At 71.7% G+C, this 19,645-nt stretch carries 20 protein-coding genes; 12 read left to right on the forward strand and 8 right to left on the reverse strand.

Going from position 1 to position 19,645, the window contains the following annotated elements:
- The first annotated feature begins 54 nt into the window (after positions 1 to 54).
- Entirely contained in the window at positions 55 to 576 is a 522-nt protein-coding gene (locus PV364_RS19170; protein WP_319661288.1) for a SixA phosphatase family protein, read from the forward strand.
- An 83-nt stretch (positions 577 to 659) separates the two neighbouring features.
- Here the strand turns inward: PV364_RS19170 and serB are convergent, their stop codons facing one another.
- Both serB and PV364_RS19180 read right to left on the reverse strand, forming a co-directional pair.
- Positions 660 to 1,898: a phosphoserine phosphatase SerB gene (gene serB / locus PV364_RS19175; protein ID WP_319661289.1), complete on the reverse strand. Its 1,239-nt coding sequence runs from the start codon at positions 1,896 to 1,898 to the stop codon at positions 660 to 662.
- 70 nt (positions 1,899 to 1,968) lie between these two features.
- Complete coding sequence (locus PV364_RS19180) at positions 1,969 to 3,681, reverse strand: streptophobe family protein (protein ID WP_319661290.1); 1,713 nt, start codon at positions 3,679 to 3,681, stop codon at positions 1,969 to 1,971.
- Positions 3,682 to 3,955: 274 nt separating this feature from the next.
- Between PV364_RS19180 and PV364_RS19185 the strand changes: the two genes are divergently transcribed.
- Positions 3,956 to 6,514 carry an FHA domain-containing protein gene (locus PV364_RS19185; RefSeq protein ID WP_319661291.1) on the forward strand — a complete coding sequence of 853 codons (2,559 nt, stop codon included), beginning with the start codon at positions 3,956 to 3,958 and terminating at the stop codon, positions 6,512 to 6,514.
- Positions 6,515 to 6,615: 101 nt separating this feature from the next.
- Here the strand turns inward: PV364_RS19185 and PV364_RS19190 are convergent, their stop codons facing one another.
- A complete protein-coding gene (locus PV364_RS19190) occupies positions 6,616 to 7,404 on the reverse strand; it encodes a transglycosylase SLT domain-containing protein (protein WP_319661292.1) in 789 nt (262 codons plus the stop codon).
- A gap of 460 nt (positions 7,405 to 7,864) precedes the next feature.
- On the opposite strand from PV364_RS19190, the gene PV364_RS19195 reads away from it, so the two are divergent.
- From PV364_RS19195 to PV364_RS19210, 4 genes are all read left to right on the forward strand, one after another.
- Positions 7,865 to 9,016, forward strand: a complete 1,152-nt coding sequence (locus PV364_RS19195; RefSeq protein WP_319661293.1) for a GAF domain-containing sensor histidine kinase — start codon at positions 7,865 to 7,867, stop codon at positions 9,014 to 9,016.
- A 37-nt stretch (positions 9,017 to 9,053) separates the two neighbouring features.
- Positions 9,054 to 9,707, forward strand: a complete 654-nt coding sequence (locus PV364_RS19200; RefSeq protein WP_319661317.1) for a response regulator transcription factor — start codon at positions 9,054 to 9,056, stop codon at positions 9,705 to 9,707.
- Positions 9,708 to 9,913: 206 nt separating this feature from the next.
- Positions 9,914 to 10,165: a chaplin gene (locus tag PV364_RS19205; protein ID WP_319661294.1), complete on the forward strand. Its 252-nt coding sequence runs from the start codon at positions 9,914 to 9,916 to the stop codon at positions 10,163 to 10,165.
- 232 nt (positions 10,166 to 10,397) lie between these two features.
- Positions 10,398 to 10,637, forward strand: coding sequence for a chaplin (locus PV364_RS19210; protein ID WP_319661295.1), 240 nt, complete (start codon positions 10,398 to 10,400; stop codon positions 10,635 to 10,637).
- Positions 10,638 to 10,727: 90 nt separating this feature from the next.
- On the opposite strand, the gene PV364_RS19215 is transcribed toward PV364_RS19210, so the two are convergent.
- A complete protein-coding gene (locus PV364_RS19215) occupies positions 10,728 to 11,525 on the reverse strand; it encodes a hypothetical protein (RefSeq protein ID WP_319661296.1) in 798 nt (265 codons plus the stop codon).
- Between the two features lie 115 nt (positions 11,526 to 11,640).
- Between PV364_RS19215 and PV364_RS19220 the strand changes: the two genes are divergently transcribed.
- From PV364_RS19220 to PV364_RS19235, 4 genes are all read left to right on the forward strand, one after another.
- Entirely contained in the window at positions 11,641 to 12,432 is a 792-nt protein-coding gene (locus PV364_RS19220) for an ABC transporter ATP-binding protein (protein WP_319661297.1), read from the forward strand.
- A gap of 77 nt (positions 12,433 to 12,509) precedes the next feature.
- Positions 12,510 to 12,920 (forward strand): NfeD family protein, encoded by a 411-nt coding sequence (locus PV364_RS19225; RefSeq protein WP_401974818.1) that lies wholly within the window; start codon positions 12,510 to 12,512, stop codon positions 12,918 to 12,920.
- Positions 12,921 to 13,048: 128 nt separating this feature from the next.
- The gene (locus PV364_RS19230) at positions 13,049 to 13,993 is read left to right on the forward strand and encodes an SPFH domain-containing protein (RefSeq protein WP_319661299.1); all 945 of its coding nucleotides are present in this window, start codon (positions 13,049 to 13,051) and stop codon (positions 13,991 to 13,993) included.
- Between the two features lie 97 nt (positions 13,994 to 14,090).
- Positions 14,091 to 14,858, forward strand: a complete 768-nt coding sequence (locus PV364_RS19235; protein ID WP_319661301.1) for a sulfite exporter TauE/SafE family protein — start codon at positions 14,091 to 14,093, stop codon at positions 14,856 to 14,858.
- Between the two features lie 24 nt (positions 14,859 to 14,882).
- Here PV364_RS19235 and PV364_RS19240 read toward each other — a convergent pair whose 3' ends face one another.
- The 3 genes from PV364_RS19240 to PV364_RS19250 all read right to left on the reverse strand — a co-directional run bounded on the left by PV364_RS19240 (position 14,883) and on the right by PV364_RS19250 (position 17,133).
- Positions 14,883 to 15,386 carry an HNH endonuclease gene (locus PV364_RS19240; RefSeq protein ID WP_319661302.1) on the reverse strand — a complete coding sequence of 168 codons (504 nt, stop codon included), beginning with the start codon at positions 15,384 to 15,386 and terminating at the stop codon, positions 14,883 to 14,885.
- 384 nt (positions 15,387 to 15,770) lie between these two features.
- Positions 15,771 to 16,307: a YbhB/YbcL family Raf kinase inhibitor-like protein gene (locus tag PV364_RS19245; RefSeq protein WP_319661319.1), complete on the reverse strand. Its 537-nt coding sequence runs from the start codon at positions 16,305 to 16,307 to the stop codon at positions 15,771 to 15,773.
- Positions 16,308 to 16,350: 43 nt separating this feature from the next.
- Positions 16,351 to 17,133, reverse strand: a complete 783-nt coding sequence (locus tag PV364_RS19250; protein WP_319661303.1) for a sporulation protein — start codon at positions 17,131 to 17,133, stop codon at positions 16,351 to 16,353.
- 84 nt (positions 17,134 to 17,217) lie between these two features.
- Between PV364_RS19250 and PV364_RS19255 the strand changes: the two genes are divergently transcribed.
- Positions 17,218 to 17,895, forward strand: a complete 678-nt coding sequence (locus tag PV364_RS19255; RefSeq protein WP_319661304.1) for a DNA-3-methyladenine glycosylase — start codon at positions 17,218 to 17,220, stop codon at positions 17,893 to 17,895.
- Positions 17,896 to 17,960: 65 nt separating this feature from the next.
- Positions 17,961 to 19,226, forward strand: coding sequence for a tyrosine--tRNA ligase (gene tyrS, locus PV364_RS19260; RefSeq protein WP_319661305.1), 1,266 nt, complete (start codon positions 17,961 to 17,963; stop codon positions 19,224 to 19,226).
- 230 nt (positions 19,227 to 19,456) lie between these two features.
- Here the strand turns inward: tyrS and PV364_RS19265 are convergent.
- A partial coding sequence (locus tag PV364_RS19265) for a hypothetical protein (protein WP_319661306.1) occupies positions 19,457 to 19,645 on the reverse strand: 189 nt, incomplete at its 5' end.

Here is a 19,645-nt window from a genome sequence, read left to right on the forward strand (position 1 = left end):
GCGATCCGGGCCGCTCCCGCGCCTGCCGGGCGGTTTTCTGGAAAGCTGAGGGTCATGAGCGCAGCTGCATCGCCCCGCCGGATCGTCCTGCTCCGGCACGCCAAGGCCGATTGGCCCGCCGTTCCCGACCACGAGCGGCCGTTGGCCGACCGTGGACGCAAGGAGGCGCCGGTCGCCGGCCGCAGGCTCATGGAGCTGGACATCCCGTTCGACCTGACCCTCTGCTCCTCGGCCGTCCGCACCGTCGAGACCTGGAAGCTCGTCGCGCACGAACTTCCCCACCGCCCCCGGACCGTCTACGAGGAGCGGCTGTACGACGCCACCCTCGGAGACCTGCTCGCGCTGCTCAACGAGACCCCCGAGGACGTCGACGACCTGCTGCTGGTGGGCCACAACCCGGGAATCCACGCCCTCGCCGACGCTCTCGCCGGCAGCAGCGAGGGGGACGCCCTCGCGCGGATCGAGCGAACGGGCTTCCCCACCGCGTCGATCGCCGTGATCACCTTCACCGGTCCCTGGAAGACGGTCGAGCACGGCGTGGGGCGCCTGGTCGAGTTCTGGTCCCCGCACGACTGACCGGGCCGCGGACAGCAGCGACGGGCCCGGGGCGGCGCGTACGCGCTCCTGGTCCCGCCGCGGGCGCGGACCCTCTCCGGCGGCTACGCCTCGACCGCGCCGTCCAGCGCGTCGGCCGCCTCGACCTCTTCGCGCGTGATGCCCAGCAGGTAGAGCACCGTGTCCAGGAACGGCACGTTGACCGCGGCGTCGGCGGCCTCCCGCACCACCGGCTTGGCGTTGAAGGCCACCCCGAGCCCGGCGGCGTTGAGCATGTCCAGGTCGTTCGCCCCGTCGCCGATCGCGACGGTCTGGTCGAGCGGCACCCCGGCCTCCGCGGCGAAGCGCCGCAGCAGCCGCGCCTTGCCCGCGCGGTCCACGACCTCCCCGACCACCCGGCCGGTGAGCCGGCCGTCGACGATCTCCAGGGTGTTGGCGGCCGCGAAGTCCAGCCCCAGCCGCTCCTTGAGGTCGTCCGTGACCTGCGTGAAGCCGCCCGAGACGACACCCACCTGGTAGCCCAGGCGCTTGAGGGTGCGGATCAGCGTGCGGGCGCCCGCCGTCAGCCGGACCTCCTGGCGCACCTTGTCCACCACGGACGCGTCCAGCCCCGCCAGCAGCGCCACCCGCGCGTGCAGCGACTGCTCGAAGTCCAGCTCGCCCCGCATCGCGCGGGCCGTCACCTCGGCGACCTCGTCCTCGCAGCCGGCGTGCGCCGCGAAGAGCTCGATCACCTCGTCCTGGATGACGGTGGAGTCCACGTCCATGACCACCAGCCGCCGCGCCCTGCGGTGCAGCCCGGACGACACCACGGCGACGTCCACCCCGCGCTGGTGCGCCTCCAGGGCGAGGACCGGGCGCAGCGCGTCGGTCGCGACACCCGACACGGCGAACTCCACCGCCGTCACCGGGTACTTCGCGAGGCGGAAGATGCGGTCGATGTTGCCGCCCACCGCGGTGATGCGGTTCGCTATGGCCGCGGTCGACTCCGCGGTGAGCGGGTGCCCGAGCACGGTCACATGGGAGCGGCCCTCGCCGCGCGGCCGGTTGTCGCCGATGCCGGAGATGATCTCGGCCTGCAGCCGCACCGACTCGGCCCAGGAGTGCACCGTCGCCCGCAGCGCGCCCTCCACGCCCGGCCCGGTGGGCGCGGTGACCAGCGCGCAGAGCACGATGCGGCCACGGGTGACGACCTGCTCGATGTCGACGACGTCCACCTGGAAGCCGGCCAGCGTCTCGAAGAGCCCGGCGGTGAGGCCCGGCCGGTCCTTGCCGAAGATCTTGACCAGGAGGGTCGGCACGTTGACGGCGGGGGCGGTGGTCGCCTGCGATGCGTCGTTCATGGTGAGACCACCGTATCGGGCACCCGGACCCGGGCGGAGACGCGTTCCGCCTGCCGGACAGGGCCCGTGGTCAGCGGCGCTGTCCCGGCGCGCCGGGTGGCGGCGGATTCTGCGGCGGCGGCCCCGGGGGCCGGCCCGGCGGCGGTCCGGGCGGGGGCGGCAGCGGCATCCCGGTGACGGTCCGCGCCGAGTGCGGGGCGTCGGAGGGCGGCGACTGCTTGTACGGGTTGGGCTCCTCCTCGTGGGACTGGTAGCCGGGACTGGGGAGGTAGGGGCCGGGCTCGTACGCGATACCCGGGTAGGTGCGCCCGGAGTCCTGCGGGACCACGGGCCCGGGAGCCCCCACGGGCGGCTGCGGCGGCCGCGGCGCGGCCGCGCCGGTTGCCGCGCCCGGCGGCACGTAGGGCGACACCCTGCGTCCGGCCGTGCCCGTCGCCAGGGCCAGCAGCGCGCCCGCCCCGCCCGCCGCGGCACCCCAGGCGGCGCCCAGGAGCAGCGCGAGCGGCATGCTGCCGTGCAGGTCGATCCCGGCGCCCACGGCGTCGAAGCCGAACACCGACAGCCCCGCGTCCACGGAGACGCCGGTGAGCTGCACCAGCAGGAGGAAGGCGAGCGCCGTGACCACCCCGAGGCTCAGCGCGCACCGCCCGGCGTACCCGGCCCGCGAGGCGCCCCGCAACGGCGTGCGGACCGCGGCCAGCGCCCCGGCCGCCAGCATCATCAGCGCGACGGCAACCGTCAGCAGCCAGACCCGGTGGTCGAGTTCGGCCAGCCGCCCCATGGTCACCGGCTCCTGGGCCTTCCCCGTCAGCAGCCGGTCGAGGGGGTCGGGCAGCACCTTGGCGAGCTCGCCGGTGGCCGTGCCCTTCCACGAGACGAACAGACCCAGGGGCACCGCCAGCCAGACACCGTTGGGCGCCCCCAGGAGCGCCGCGCCGGCGATCCGCTTCGGCTCGTCCCCGGTGGCGGCCGCGTAGCCGGCCGCCGCGTACCCCGCCACCACGGCCAGCAGCAGCACCCAGCGCAGCGCCGAGGCGGCCGGACGGACAGCCGTGTGCACCGCCTCCAGGCCGGGAGGCAGCGGCGTGCGCCGCGAGGCGAGCAGCGTCAGCAGCAGTACGGCCAGCACCCACAGCAGTCCGCCCAGCAGCGAGCGGCCGGTGTCCACGTGGAAGCTCACCGAGGCCTTGGCGTCGATCAGGTCCTGCAGCCCGTCGCCCAGCCCGCCGCCGATGTCGCCGATGCCCGGCAACTGGTCGATCAGGCCGCCCCCGCCCCCGCTCTTGCCGGCGCCCAGCGCGGCCCCGTCGATGGCGATGGTGTCCTCGCCCGCCCAGCCCAGTGCACCGAGCAGCGCCACGAAAAGGACCGTCACGGTCCCGGCGCGCGCGACCAGTTCGCCGGCCGGGATCGTCACGCCCGCCCGTCGCAGCGAGCGCAGGAAGATCCAGGCCAGGAGCAGCGCCCCGACCAGTCCCACTCCCAGCGGCATCACGTCGAGCGCGCCTGCCGCGCCCGCGCCGTCGAGCCCGAACACCGCGACGTCCCCGGACGGGCTCACCTTGCCGCCCACCGCCATGGCCACCACGGCGGCGGTCATCGGCCCGAGGGAGCCCGCGGTGTCCGCCCCGAGCAGATGGAGCCCGAGCGCCGCCACGCCCACCATCGCCAGGTACGCCCAGCTGACGGCCGCGATCGCGGACAGCAGCACGCTGCCCCAGGGGATCGCCCGCGGCGCGTGCGGGGACGCGGCGGATGGTGGTGTGGAGGTGTACGTCGTCATGCCCGCCCCCGAGGTGTCGCGTCCGGACCGCCTGTGCTGCCTGCGCTGCTCATGCCCCGGTCCGTCATGATCCGCACGGATCCCGGGCGGTTACCACTCTCCGGTGGTGGTTCGGCGCCGTCAACGGATTCCCGGCAGCCCGTGCACTTCGTTCCGGTCGGGCGGGTTCTGCTTCTGCCGGCCGGTCGTGCCTGGAATAGTTCCTCCCGGTGTCCGCAATCCCTAGACTCCCCCCAAGGGGGACAACCCGGGGGACGACTTTGTGGGGCTTGGGGTGCCTGAACTCGTACTGGAACTGAACGGTCGCACCTGGACGCTGGATCCGTCCCGGTCGTACAGCCTCGGCCGGGACCCGCAGTCGGACGTGGTCCTCGACGACGCCAGGGTGTCCTGGCGGCACGCCACCATCCGGCGCGGGGACCGGGGCTGGGTCCTGGAGGACCTCGGCAGCACCAACGGCACCTATGTGCAGGGGCAGCGCGTGCACGCCCACGACGTCGCCGCCGGTGCCACCGTCAACCTCGGCAACGCCAACGACGGCCCGCAACTGGTCTTCAGCGGCAGTGCGTCGGCGGGCGGCGACATCTACAGCGCCGAGACCTCGCTCGCCCAGCCGCAGCAGGCCCGTCAGTCGGGTCCCGGCGTGCAGAGGGCACCGGCGCGGGGCGCGTCGTCGTCGCGGAACGGCTGGAACGCGGGCGGCAACGGCGCACAGCCGCACGTGCCGCAGCCCGCCCACGGCGGACAGGCGCCGCAGCCGCGTATCCCGGCCCCGCAGGGACCCTCGGGTGGAATGGGCTCCGCACCGCCCGTCTACGGCGACCGCAGCCCGACCACCTTCCACCACCTGGTGCTCGGCCGCGTGATGAAGATCGGCCGCGCCCTGGAGAACGACCTCGTCGTCTCCGACCTCCAGGTCTCCCGGTTCCACGCGGAGTTCCGGGCCCACCCGGACGGCCGCTACGAGATCGTCGACCTCGGCAGCCACAACGGCACCTACGTCAACGGCCAGCCGATCCAGCGTCACCTGCTCGGCCCCAACGACATCGTGGGCGTCGGCCACTCCACCTTCCGGCTCGTCGGCGACCAGCTGGAGGAGTTCGTCGACACCGGCGAGATCTCCTTCTCGGCCCGGCGGCTCACCGTGACCGTCCCCCAGGGCAACGGCACCAAGAACATCCTCAACGACGTCTCCTTCGGCGTCCCCGAGAAGTCGCTGGTCGCCGTCATCGGCCCTTCCGGCTCCGGCAAGTCGACGCTGCTGCGCGCGCTGACCGGCTACCGGCCGGCCGACGAGGGGGAGGTGCTGTACGACAGCCGCAACCTCTACAAGCAGTTCGCCGAGCTGCGGCAGCGCATCGGGCTGGTCCCGCAGGACGACATCCTCCACAAGGAGCTGACGATCCGCAAAGCCCTGCGCTACGCGGCCAAGCTCCGCTTCCCCGGCGACACCAAGGCCGCCGAGCGCGAGGCCCGCATCGACGAGGTGCTGCGCGAGCTGAAGCTCGACGTCCACGCCGACAAGCGCGTCACGTCGCTGTCCGGCGGCCAGCGCAAGCGCGTCTCCGTCGCCCTGGAACTGCTCACCAAGCCCTCGCTGATCTTCCTGGACGAGCCCACCTCCGGCCTCGACCCGGGTATGGACCGCGACGTGATGAAGCTGCTCCGCGGCCTGGCCGACGACGGCCGCACGGTGCTCGTGGTCACCCACTCCGTGGCCGAACTGGCCCTGTGCGACAAGCTGCTGGTGATGGCGCCGGGCGGCGCCGTGGCGTACTTCGGGCCGCCCGAGGAGGCGCTGAACTTCTTCGGCTACGAAACCTGGGCGGACGTCTTCTCCGCCTTCGAGAACTACCGCGACTACGACTGGTCAGGCCGCTGGCACGGCTCCCAGCACTATCAGATGTACGCCGCGGACCTGGACGCCGTCGCACCGCAGTCCGTACCCGTGGCCCCGCAGCAGACGAAGCCGCCCAAGCCGCAGAGCTGGGGGTCGCAGTTCGTCACCCTGGTGCGTCGCTACATGTCGGTGATCGCCTCCGACAAGGGCTTCATGGGACTGATGGTGATCCTGCCGGCGGTCCTCGGTCTGGTGAGCGTGGTCATCCCGGCGGACTTCGGCCTCACGGCCCCCGACCAGCCGGGCAAGTTCAACCCCGACGCCGGCACCATCCTGCTGATCCTCGCCGTCGGCGCCTGCTTCTCGGGCGCCGCCAACTCGGTGCGCGAACTGATCAAGGAACGGGTCATCTACGAGCGGGAACGCGCCACCGGCCTGTCGCGCTCGGCGTACCTGTTCTCCAAGGTGTTCGTCCTCGGCCTGATCAGCGCGCTCCAGGGCGTCATCATCTGCGCGATCGGCCTGTCGGTCCGCAAGCTCCCCGACGAGGGCCTGATCGTCAAGGGATTCCCGGCCGCCGAGCTCACCCTGGTGATCATCGGACTCGGCTTCAGCTCGATGATGTTCGGCCTGGTCATCTCCTCGCTGGTGAAGACCGCGGAGAAGACCATGCCGCTGCTGGTCATGTTCGCCATCGTCCAGGTGGTCTTCACCGGGGTGCTCTTCCAGATCTTCGGCACCGTGGGCCTGGAGCAGGTCGCCTGGCTGATGCCGTCCCGCTGGGCGGTCGGCGCCGCGGGCGCCACGCTCGACCTGGGCCACATCATGCCGCCGTGGGACCAGGCCAAGCCCGAAAACATCGACCCGCTGTGGGAGCACTCGGCCGCACAATGGGGCACCGACATGGGCATCCTGCTCGGTATCGGCGTGATCTGCGGCTTCCTCGTCCTGCGGCTGCTGCGGCGGCACGAGCCGGAGGTCATGCGCAAGTAGGGTGCGGGGCGTCCTCCCGACCTGCCCGCCACGCACAGGGGCGGCGGATTCCCCGACCGGGAATCCGCCGCCTTGTGCTGCCTGGTGCCTGTCCCGCGGGATCAGTACCAGTTGTGCGCCTGCCAGAACGACCACGCGCCGCACGGGCTGCCATAGCGCTCGTTCATGTAGTTCAGGCCCCACTTGATCTGGGTGGCCGCATTGGTCCGCCAGTCGGCACCGGCGGAGGCCATCTTCGAGCCGGGCAGCGCCTGGACCAGACCGTACGCACCGGACGAGGGGTTGACCGCCTGCGGGTTCCAGCCGCTCTCGCGGGTCACGATGTTGGAGAAGCACTGGAACTGGGCGTCGCCGACCATCTGCCGCGCCATCTCCTGCGGGCTACCGCTCGGCACCGCCGCGGCACTGGCGGTGCTCTCCTGCGCCGGACGCGGGGCGGCCTGCTTCTGCTGGGGTATCAGCGCCTGGCGCTCGTGGCTGCGGTTGGCGGCCTGCTGCTCCGCGCGGCGCTGCTGGGCCTGTGCGGCGACGTGCTCGGCGTGCGCCTTGCGCAGGGCGGCGACATGGGCGACGTGCCGGGCGTGCGCCTTGGTCCTGGCGGTGACCTGGGCGACGTGCTGGGCGTGCTTCTTGCGCACCAGGGCCTGGTGGGCGACGTGGGCGGCGTGCTGCTGGGCCACGGCGTTCAGATGGGCCACGTGCGAGGCGTGCGCGGCCCTGGCAGCCCTGGCGGCCTTGCCGGCGGCGGCCTGATCGGCCTGGGCCGTACCGGCACTCCCGGTCACGCCGGTGATCGCCAGGACGCCCACACCGGCCGCGGCGATACCGGCGGCGGAGTACTTGTGGGCCTTGGTCAGACGGTCGAGAGACGGGATCGTCGGGAGCTGCATGGGGGAGTTACCTCTTCCATTCGGCTGCGCTCCGCTCTGCACAGGCAAAGAGAAGCGCCACGTGTCCAACGCGGCGCGGAGCGACCTGAGCATTCTTAGCCCGCGGGAAATTCCCGGGCAAAGCCCGCCATTACTACCCGGCGTCGTAGACGGGCGGCCGCTCCGGGGCGGCACGACCCCCGCTCCCGGGCGGTCCGGCGCCTCGCGGGTCCACTACCTTCCTTCGTACGTGACGTACGTCCTATGCGGTGCCTCACAGGCATGTGGCACTGTGCGACGGGCCGGGCACCGCGTGTGCGCCGTTCTCCCGCTGTTTCCCCGACGTTCGGCCGGTTCCGGTCCCCGGCGGGCGGGGGCACCCCGTCGCGGCCGGAAGGGCACTTCGGCCTAGGTCCGGGGGACTGGTCCCGCCGGTCCCGCGGCCGATCCCGGATGCCATGCCCCCCAGTACGGTGAAGCCATGCACAGCCGGTCATCCCGTCGCGGTGTCGAGGCGGTGAGCGCGGCCGTACTCGCCATGAGCAGGCACCTGGAGGTACGCGAGGTCCTGCAGACCATCGTCGCCTCCGCCCGTGAACTGCTCGACGCCGAGTACGCGGCGCTCGGCGTGCCCGACGACCACGGCGGCTTCGCGCAGTTCGTCGTCGACGGCGTCAGCGACGAGCAATGGCGGGCGATCGGCCCGCTGCCCCGCCAGCACGGCATCCTCGCCGCGATGCTCCACGAGGCCGGCCCGCAGCGGCTCGCCGACGTGCGCGCCGATCCGCGCTTCGGCGGCTGGCCCGCCGCCCACCCCGAGATGAGCGACTTCCTCGGCATGCCGGTGGTCGACGGCGACGAGGTCCTCGGCGCGCTCTTCCTCGCCAACAAGCGCGGCCCGCGACCCGCCGGCGGCGGGTGCGCCTTCACCGCGGAGGACGAGGAACTGCTGCGCACCCTTGCCGCGCACGCCGCCATCGCCCTCACCAACGCGCGCCTTTACGAGCGCAGCCGCGAGCTGACCCTCGCCGGCGAACGCGCCCGCATCGCGCACGAGTTGCACGACGCCGTCTCGCAGAAGCTCTTCTCGCTGCGGCTCACCGCCCAGGCCGCCGCCGCACTGGTGGACCGCGACCCGGTCCGCGCCCGCGAGGAGTTGCGCCAGGTCGCCGCGCTCGCCGCGGAGGCCGCCGACGAACTGCGCGCGGTCGTGGTCGAGCTGCGCCCCGCCGCCCTGGACGAGGACGGGCTGCTGGCCACGCTGCGCACTCAGGCGCAGGTCCTCGGCCGGGCGCACACGGCGCGCGTCTCCTTCAGCCACGGCAAGGTGCGGGCATTGCCCGCCGCCCAGGAGGAGGCGGTGCTGCGCGTCGCCCAGGAAGCCATGCACAATGCGCTGCGCCACGCCGAGGCGAGCACGGTGACCGTGCGCCTGGAGGCCCGTGGCAGGGGGGCGGTGCTCCGGATCACCGACGACGGACGGGGCTTCGACCCTTCGGCGGTACGGCGCGCCGGACGCCACCTGGGCCTGGTCTCGATGCGCGACCGGGCCGACGGGGTCGGCGGCGCCCTGACGGTGGAGTCGGCGCCCGGCAGGGGCACCGTGGTCGAGATGGAGGTGCCCGGTGGGTGACCGGGAGAGCGACGGCCCGGAGGTCCTCGGGGAGGGCCTGGAGGCGACGGAGGGACGGGCGATCCGAGTGCTGGTGGTGGACGACCACCAGGTCGTCAGGCGGGGCCTGCGGACGTTCCTGGAAGTGCAGCCGGACATCGAGGTCGTCGGCGAGGCGGCGGACGGCGACGAGGGTGTGCGGCGCGCCGAGGAGCTCGCGCCGGACGTGATCCTGATGGACATCAGGATGCCGGGCACCGACGGGATCGAGGCACTGCGCCGCCTGCGCGAGGCGGGCAGCAGGGCGCGGGTGCTGGTGGTCACCAGCTTCACCGAGCAGCGCACGGTCGTCCCCGCCCTGCGTGCCGGCGCGGCCGGCTACGTCTACAAGGACGTGGACCCCGACGCCCTGGCGGGTGCCATCCGCTCCGTCCACGCCGGGCACGTGCTGCTGCAGCCGGAGGTCGCCGACGTGCTGCTCTCCCAGGAGGAGCCGGCCTCCGGGCAGGGCCGCGGCGGCACGCTCACCGAGCGGGAGCGCGAGGTGCTGTCGCTGATCGCCGAGGGCCGTTCCAACCGGGAGATCGCCCGCGCGCTGGTGCTCTCGGAGAAGACGGTCAAGACCCACGTCTCCAACATCCTGATGAAGCTCGACCTGTCCGACCGCACCCAGGCGGCCCTGTGGGCCGTCCGGCACGGCATCGGGACGTGAACGGGCGGCCCCGGCCCGCACTGCCTCGGCGGGCCGCAGGCCGGCACCGCCTTATCGGTAGGACAAGCCGATCGTCGCGCACCGGACTGAGATTCATACCGTCGGGTGTATGTCGCCCGGATGGCGCAACCTGGGCCCGTCTGCCCCGTTCTTCATGGCGTGCTGCGGCGACTGCCGCGGCACCACATGCAAGGAGGGTCAAGAAAGTGAAGAACCTGCACAAGGTCGCCGCCGTCACCATGGTCGCCGGAAGCATCGCCCTGGTCGGAGCCGGTGCCGCCTCCGCTCACACCGGTGGTGGTGCCCACGCCGGCGGTTACGCGAAGGGCTCGCCCGGCGTGGTCTCGGGCAACACGATCCAGGTGCCGGTGCACATCCCCGTCAACGTCTGCGGCAACACCATCAGCGTGATCGGCGTGCTCAACCCGGCCATCGGGAACTTCTGCCTGAACAAGTGACCATGTGACCGCGGCAATGCCGCGGTCCGGCAGTGACCGCCGGCCCCGGGGGACCACCTCCGGGGCCGGTCCCATTTTCCGTTCATTTGCGCCCGTTCCTGACTGTTCCCGCCCATGAGTTCCGCCGTACGGAGGTTTCCGACGGTGGGCCCGTGTCACCGCCCCGGCAACGGCGTTCCCACAGTGCGGCCCCGCGACCTGGGACCGCGTCATCACAGGAGGAACAGCTCTCATGAACAGCGCCAAGAAGGCCGCCCTCGTCATCGCCGCCGCCGGTACGGCCGCCGCCGGCACCGCCGGCACCGCGTTCGCCGGCTCCCACGCGGGCGGCGCGGCCGTCGGCTCGCCCGGCGTGCTGTCCGGCAACGTGATCCAGGTGCCGGTGAACATCCCGGTCAACATCTGCGGCAACACCATCGACGTCATCGGGCTGCTGAACCCGGCGATCGGGAACGTCTGCTTCAACGACTGACACCGAAAGGGCCCCGTGGACGACCTCGTCCACGGGGCCCTTCGCGTACCGCTCCGGCGGGTCCGCGGCCCGAGGCGCGACCCGGTCGCCTCAGCCCCGGCGGCGCTCGCTCTCCTCCACGTACGCGTTGTAGGCAGCCACCTGCGCCCGCCGCGCCGTGCGTTCCACCGGCCGGAGCAGCTCCGCCCGCGCCGCGATCTCCGAGGCGCTCACCGCCCCGCCGTGCTCCGACTGCGCGGCGGTGGCGATGGCCACCAGCGCGCCGACCCGCTGTGCCAGCTCCAGCACCCGAACCGCCCGCGGCGGATAGCCCGGCGCCAGTACCTCACGTCCGCGCTCGGCACGCGCCCGGTAGGCCTCCAGCGCCGCCTGGGCCGCCGGACCGGCTCCGGCCACGTCCAGCCGGGCCAGCGCCGCCGTGGCGTCCCGCAGGGCCTCGGCGAGCTCCCTCTCGGCCTCCCCCAGGGAGGGCACGTCGGCCGGCGGCGCGTCCCGCACCTCCAGGCACTGCCACTCCACCCCCACGTGCACGTCCCCGCGCGGGCCGACCTCTGTGACCTCCGGCACGAAGCCGATCGGGGGACCGCCCACCGCGACGACCGCCTCCCCGGCCGCCATCGCGCGGGCGTTGAACTCCGGGGGCCCGCTCAGCCCCAGCGGGTGGCCCGGCACCGGCAGCGCGACACGCAGCCCGGTCACCCCCAGGGCGCGCAGCCTGCCGAGGCCGAGAGTGAGCCCCACCGGGGCGGACTCCCCGGGCAGCCCGGCCATCCGGTGGGCCGAATCGCCCGCGATCACTTCCTGAGCGGCGTCGTCCGGTGCGGCAAGTCCGGCAATCAGGGCATTCCCCCAAGCCGCCAACCGTCCTGAGCGAGGTTCATCGAGCATCCCCCCAGCCTAAGGACTGGGGCAGGTCGGCCGTGGCGTAGATTTCCCTGGGGGCGGTGCCTGAAGACGCCCGCGACGGCAGACACGCGATCGGGAATTGGGAGACAACGCGCTCATGAGCGATGTTCTGGAGCTGGTGGACGTAACCGTGGTCCGAGACGGCCGGGCTCTGGTGGACCAGGTCTCCTGGTCGGTCGCCGAGGGCGAGCGCTGGGTGATCCTCGGCCCGAACGGCGCCGGCAAGACGACCCTGCTGAACATCGCGTCCAGTTACCTCTTCCCGACCTCCGGCACCGTCCAGATCCTCGGCGAGAAGATGGGCGGCGTCGACGTCTTCGAGCTGCGGCCCCGCATCGGCATCGCGGGCGTCGCCCTGGCCGAGAAGCTGCCCCGCAGGCAGACCGTCCTGGAGACCGTGCTCACCGCCGCCTACGGGATGACCGCCCACTGGCAGGAGAGCTACGAGCAGGTCGACGAGGACCGGGCCCGCGCCTTCCTGGACCGCCTCGGCATGAGCGAGTACCTCGATCGCAGGTTCGGCACGCTTTCGGAGGGCGAGCGCAAGCGCACCCTGATCGCCCGCGCCATGATGACCGACCCCGAGCTGCTGCTCCTCGACGAGCCGGCCGCCGGTCTCGACCTCGGCGGCCGCGAGGACCTGGTGCGCCGGCTCGGCCGGCTCGCGCGCGACCCGATCGCACCCTCGATGATCATGGTCACCCACCATGTCGAGGAGATCGCCCCCGGATTCACCCACGTCCTGATGATCCGTCAGGGCAGGGTCGTGGCGGCCGGCCCCATGGAGACCGAGCTGAACTCCCGCAACCTGTCCCTCTGCTTCGGCCTGCCGCTCGTCGTCGAGCGCCGCGGCGACCGCTGGAGCGCCAACGGCCTGCCCCTGAAGTAGGACCGGGTTCGGGGGAGAGCCGTCGCACCCTGTCACAGATCCACTCCGGGCCCTACGATGGAGGTGTGGACGACTGGTTGTGGTGGCTCATCGCCGCCGTGGGGCTGGGTATTCCGCTCGTGGTGACCGCGATGCCCGAGTTCGCGATGTTCGCGGTCGGGGCCGTCGCCGCCGCCATCGCGGCAGGGCTCGGCCTGAGCATCACACCGCAGGTGCTGATCTTCGTGATCGTCTCGGTCGCCGGCATCGCCGTGGTGCGTCCGCTGGCCAACCGCAGCAGGGCGCAACGACCGGAGCTGCGCAGCGGCATCGACGCGCTCAAGGGCCGCCAGGCCGTCGTCCTGGAAAGAGTCGACGGACAGGGCGGCCGGATCAAGCTCAACGGCGAAGTCTGGTCCGCCCGGGCCCTCGACTCCGGCCGCCACTTCGATCCGGGCGAGAGTGTGGACGTCGTCGAGATCGAGGGCGCGACGGCAGTCGTGATCTGAACCGGCCCGAGCCCCGCACCGGATCCGGAACGGGAATTCGCCGAACCCGGCCCGCCTCCCGCGGGGGTCTGCCAGACTTGATCATGTCTTCGTACTGACAGTCAGCAGCAAACGGCGTGGGAGTGGACGTGCAGCCGATCATCATCGTCCTGATCATCCTGGTGGTGCTCGTCTTCATCGCGCTCATCAAGACGGTCCAGGTCATCCCGCAGGCCAGTGCCGCGATCGTGGAGCGCTTCGGGCGCTACACCCGGACGCTGAGCGCCGGCCTCAACATCGTGGTGCCGTTCATCGACACCATCCGCAACCGGATCGACCTCCGCGAACAGGTCGTGCCCTTCCCGCCGCAGCCGGTGATCACCCAGGACAACCTGGTCGTCAACATCGACACGGTCATCTACTACCAGGTGACCGACGCGCGGGCCGCCACCTACGAGGTCGCCAGCTACATCCAGGCCATCGAGCAGCTCACCGTCACCACGCTGCGCAACATCATCGGCGGCATGGACCTGGAGCGGACCCTGACCTCGCGCGAGGAGATCAACGCGGCCCTGCGCGGCGTCCTGGACGAGGCCACCGGCAAGTGGGGCATCCGCGTCAACCGCGTCGAGCTGAAGGCGATCGAGCCGCCCACCTCCATCCAGGACTCGATGGAGAAGCAGATGCGCGCCGACCGCGACAAGCGTGCCGCGATCCTCACCGCCGAGGGCATCCGGCAGTCCCAGATCCTCACCGCCGAGGGCGAGAAGCAGTCCGCGATCCTGCGCGCGGAGGGCGAGTCCAAGGCCGCGGCCCTGCGGGCGGAGGGCGAGGCCCAGGCCATCCGCACCGTCTTCGAGTCCATCCACGAGGGCGACCCCGACCAGAAGCTGCTGGCCTATCAGTACCTGCAGATGCTGCCCAAGATCGCCGAGGGCGAGTCCAACAAACTCTGGATCATCCCCAGCGAGCTCAACGACGCGCTCAAGGGCCTCGGCGGCATCGTCAACCTCCCCGGCGCCCCCGGTGCCGGCGGCGGCACCAACGGCGAGGGCGGCCCCCGCCGCGAGACCCCCCGGCTCGACAAGGACTGAAGCACCGTCCGTCGCGCCGCCCCGCCTGTGACATGATCCGTGCGCTCCCCTCGACCTCGACGGCGGGGAGGAGCCGCACCGATCATGGAGGCCGCAGATGTCGCTCTGGGAAGCCCTTGCCGTCCTCGCGGCAGGCGTCGCCGCCGGAACGATCAACACCGTCGTGGGATCGGGAACGCTGATCACCTTCCCGGTCCTGCTCGCCGTCGGCCTGCCGCCCGTCACCGCCAACGTGTCCAACACCCTGGGCCTGGTCCCCGGATCCCTCAGCGGCGCCATCGGCTACCGGCGCGAGCTGCGCGGCCAGCGGGACCGCCTGCTCCGGTTCGGCGCCGCCGCCCTGTGCGGCGGACTGACCGGGGCCGTACTGCTGCTGGCACTGCCCTCATCGGCCTTCGACACCATCGTCCCGGTCCTCATCGGCCTGGCCTTGGTGCTCGTCGTCGTACAGCCCCGGCTCTCCCGCGCCCTCCAGGCCCGCAGGGCCGGCAACGGCACCCACGCCCCCGAGCACGGCGGTCTGCTGCTCCCGCTCGGCCTGCTCCTCGCCAGCGTCTACGGGGGCTACTTCGGCGCCGCCCAGGGCGTCATATACCTGTCCCTCATGGGCGTCCTGCTCGACGAGAGCTGGCAGCGCATCAACGCGGTCAAGAACGTCCTCGCGCTGATCGTGAACGGCGTCGCCGCCGTCTTCTTCCTCTTCGTCGCCGACTTCGACTGGGCCGCGGTCGGCCTGATCGCCGCGGGCGCAGCCGTCGGCGGTGTCATCGGCGCCCGCATCGGCCGCCGGCTGCCGCCGACCGCACTGCGCGGCGTGATAGTCGTCGTCGGCATCGCGGCGATCGTCCAGCTGCTCGTCAAGTAGCCGGACGACCGCCGCGCGGCCCGGTCACGCCGGCAGCGCGAGCCACTCCGGTACGTCCTCACGGTCCTTCAGGCCCAGTGCCAGCAGCAGCGCGTCGGCCGGCGTCGGCTCGAACGGCAGCGTCAGCAGCCGCATCCCCGCCTGCTCCGGCGTACGGTCGGCCTTGCGGTGGTTGTCCTCCGCGCAGGACGCCACGGTGTTCAGCCAGGTGTCCCCGCCTCCGCGCGAACGCGGCAGCACGTGGTCCACGGTCGTCGCGCGCCGGCCGCAGTAGGCGCACCGGTGACGGTCCCGCACCAGCACCCCCCGCCGCGACCAGGCGGCCCGTTGTCGGAAGGGGACCCGTACGTACCGGCAGAGCCGGATCACCTGCGGCACCGGCACGTCCACGGCCGCGGCACGGATGCGCAGCCCGGGGTGGGCTTGCTCGACCACGGCCTTGTCCTGCATCACGAGCACCACCGCGCGCCGCAGCGACACCGTCGACAGCGGCTCGAAGGTCGCGTTCAGTACCAGCGTCTCCCGCATTTCGCCCACCCCTCTGGTCCGTCCTCGCCGTGTGGCGAAGTGGCTCCACTGTGACCGGGCCATACCCGTGCGGACAACGCAATTTCCGCACGTAAAAGCGAACAGGAGGAAACGGGAAACCCAACGGACAACTGCCCGCCACCCCTGGCGCCCGCCCCCCGTGGGGAACGCGGGCGCCCGGGGCGCGGCAGTCGGCGCGGACGCCCGGGCGCATGACCGGACTCCGGCGAACAGCTGGCATGTCGCGCGGCGAGAACCGCACAGCGCAACGCCCCGCCGCTCCCGCCACTGCGGTGCCGACCCCCGGTGACGGTTGGTCACCAGGCAGACACCACTGTGCGTGCGGGAGCGCCGGGGCGCAACGGAATTACCGGCCGCGGGAGGCTACGCCCCCGGGTTCTCGTACTCGCCGATCACATGGGCGCGGGCCAGTGCGTGGAAGCGCAGGTTGAATCCGACGACCGCGGGCGACACGTCGGCGTCCGGGCCCAGCTTCTCCTGGTCCACCGCGTACACCGTGAACACGTAACGGTGCGATCCGTCCCCGGGCGGCGGGGCCGCCCCGCCGAAGTCCCGGGTGCCGTAGTCGTTGCGGACGTGCACCGCGCCCTCGGGCAGCCCCTTGAAGCCCTCGCTGCCGGCCCCGGCGGGCAGCTCCGTGACGGACGCCGGGATGTCGAAGAGCACCCAGTGCCAGAAGCCGCTGCCGGTGGGCGCGTCAGGGTCGTAACAGGTCACCGCGAAGCTGCGGGTCGCCTCGGGGAAGCCCTCCCACCGCAGGTGCGGCGAGATGTTCCCCTCGGCGTGGACCTGGTCGTCCTTGAGGGTGCCGCCCGGCTCGATGTCGTCGCTCACGACCGTGAACGACGGCACCGGCGGGTGGAAGTCATGGGGGAGCGGCCGCCGCTTCTGCTCGGTCACCACGGTTACCTCCTGTCGCGAAAAGCGCTGTCCCCGGCCGATCCTAGAACCAGTTGCGCTTCCCGCCGACCTCGGCCAGCCACTGGTTGAGGTACCCCGCCCAGTCGGTGGCCTGGAAGTTGTCGAGGTCCACGGTGAACGAGCGGTACGCGTCGCTGCCCTCGCTGAACAGACCCGGCTTCTTGTCCATCTCCAGGATGACGTCCATCTCGTGGCCGTCGGCGACGAAGCTCAGCTCCACCTGGCTCAGCCCGCGGTACTGCTGCGGCGCGAAGAACTCGATCTCCTGGTAGAAGGGCAGCCGCTGCCGGGTACCGCGAATGTGCCCGCGCTCCAGGTCCGCGTTCTTGAAGGAGAAACCCAGCCGGCCGAACGCGTCGAGGAGCGCCTGCTGCGCGGGGATCGGGTGCACGTTGATCGGGTCGAGGTCACCGGAGTCCACCGCGCGGGCGATCGCCAGCTCCGTCGTCACACCGACGTTCATCCCCGTCAGGTGACGGCCGAGGAAGGTGGTGATGGGCGTCTCCCACGGGATCTCCAGCCCGAACGGCACCACGTGCACCGCACCCGGCTGCACCTCGAACGCGCCGCCCAGCCGCTGCCGGTGGAACTCGATGTCCTGCTTGTACTCGGCGTCCTGGCCCTCGACCTCGACACGGGCCTGCAGGCCGACCGACAGCCCCTCGATCTGCTGAGGGACCGAGCCGCCCTGGATGCGCACCTCGCCCTGGACCACACCACCCGGCACCACATTCGGCTCGCCCAGCACGGTCTCGACCGACGCGCCCCCGGCACCCAAGCTCGCAAGCAGCTTCTTGAAGCCCACGATGTCCCTCTCCCTTTACTGGCGGTTGCCTCGGTCATTACGAACGCGGCCCCACCCCGAACGGTTCCATTACTCTCGTACCGCATGATCGCGGCTCCCGAAAGCATCCCCCTGCGCCGGTCCTTCTTCGACCGCCCGGTGCTGGAGGTCGCCCCCGAGCTCCTGGGGCGAGTCCTGGTACGCACGACGGATGACGGCCCCATCGCCCTGCGGCTCACCGAGGTCGAGGCGTACGCGGGCCCCGCCGACCCCGGTTCCCACGCCTACCGGGGACGCACCGACCGCAACGCCGTGATGTTCGGACCACCCGGTCACGCCTACGTCTACTTCACCTACGGCATGTGGCACTGCCTGAACATCGTCTGCGGCCCCGGCGGCAACCCCAGCGGGATCCTGCTGCGCGGCGGCGAGATCATCGAGGGAGCCGAGCTCGCCCGCACCCGCCGGGTCAGCTCCCGGCGCCCCCACGACCTCGCCCAGGGACCCGCCCGCCTGGCCACCGCCCTGGACGTCGACCGCACACTCAACGGCGCCGACGTCTGCCCGGACGGTCCCGCTGACTCCCCCTTCCGCATCCTGGCCGGCACCCCCGTCGACCGCGCGGCCGTGCGCAACGGCCCGCGCACCGGCGTCGGCGGCGAAGGAGCGGCCCACCCCTGGCGCTTCTACATCGACGGGGACCCCACGGTCAGCCCGTACCGGGCCCACGCACCGCGCCGCCGCGCCCAGGGAGGCGCAAAAGGAGTCGAGCCGAACGCGTAGTCTCGGTAAGACTCCGTACGCAACGGGTACGAGGCACCGACCGACTCCAGGGAGACACGAGAACCGTGACGGACATCGTCGACGAGCTGCGGTGGCGAGGGCTGATCGCCGTTTCCACCGACGAGGACGCATTGCGCAAGGCGTTCACGGACGGCCCGGTCACGGTCTATTGCGGCTTCGACCCGACGGCGCCCAGCCTCCACCTCGGCAACCTGGTGCAGATCCTCACCATCCGGCGGCTCCAGCTCGCCGGCAACCGGCCGCTCGCCCTCGTCGGCGGCGCCACCGGACTCATCGGTGACCCCAAGCCCACCGCCGAGCGGACGCTGAACGACGCGGACGTCGTCGCCGGGTGGGTCGAGCGGATCCGCGCCCAGATCGAGCCCTTCCTCTCCTTCGAGGGCCCCAACGCCGCCGTGATGGTCAACAACCTCGACTGGACCGCGGGCCTGTCGGCCATCGAGTTCCTCCGCGACGTGGGCAAGTACTTCCGGGTCAACAAGATGATCGCCAAGGAGGCGGTCGCCCGCCGGCTGAACTCCGAGGCGGGCATCAGCTACACCGAGTTCAGCTACCAGATCCTGCAGGGCATGGACTTCCTGGAGCTGCACCGCCGCTACGGCTGCACCCTGCAGACCGGTGGCAGCGACCAGTGGGGCAACCTCACCGCCGGCATCGACCTGATCGGCCGCGTCGAGGGCACCTCCGTGCACGCCCTCGCCACCCCTTTGATCACCAAGGCCGACGGCACCAAGTTCGGCAAGACGGAGTCGGGCACCGTGTGGCTCGACCCCGACATGACGACGCCGTACGCCTTCTACCAGTTCTGGCTCAACGCGGACGACCGCGACGTGTCCAAGTTCCTGCGCATCTTCAGCTTCCGGTCGCAGGAGGAGATCGAGGAGCTGGAGCGGCAGACCGAGGAACGCCCGCAGGCCCGCGCGGCCCAGCGCGCCCTGGCCGAGGAGCTCACCACCCTGGTCCACGGCGCCGAGCAGTGCGCCGCGGTCGTCGCCGCTTCCAAGGCTCTTTTCGGCCAAGGCGAACTCGGCGAACTCGACGAGCGCACGCTCGCCGCGGCGCTCGGCGAACTGCCGCGTGCCACGGTGTCCGGGCTGGCACCGGTCGCCGACCTCTTCGCCGAGGTCGAGCTCGTCGCCAGCAAGTCCGCGGCTCGCCGCACCATCCGCGAGGGCGGCGCCTACGTGAACAACACCAAGGTGACCGACGAGGACGCGGCCCCGGGGGCCGGCGACCTGCTGCACGGACGCTGGCTCGTCCTGCGCCGCGGCAAGAAGAGCCTCGCGGCGGTCGAGGTGGTCGCCGGCTGACACCGCGTCGGCTGGTTTTCCGGTTTTCGACGTTTGAGCGGCGGTGGAGCTTGACTCTGCCGCCGCTCCTGCGTAACGTAGCCCAAGCCGCTTGAGACGGTGCGTCCGGTTCGTCCGGATCCTGCGATCGGCGGCCACTCACTACGACGATCCCTCTCCGAAGATTCGGATGCATTTTCGTGCGTCCGAATCGGAGAATCGGATGAATTCGCAAAGCGCGAGGGAATCCGCTAACGTAGTGAATGCGCCGGGGCGGAAACGCCAAGGCGAAACCCCCTCCAGAGGGTGGCAGAGAAGGAAATCGGATCTGCTAAGCTGGAGACAACGAAGGGAAAGCCCGGAGGGGCCGGTGAAACGGTCTCGAAGGAAGCTTCCGTTCCTTGAGAACTCAACAGCGTGCCAAAAGTCAACGCCAGATA

It is taken from the genome of Streptomyces sp. MI02-7b (genome assembly GCF_033793585.1).
Classification (GTDB): domain Bacteria; phylum Actinomycetota; class Actinomycetes; order Streptomycetales; family Streptomycetaceae; genus Actinacidiphila.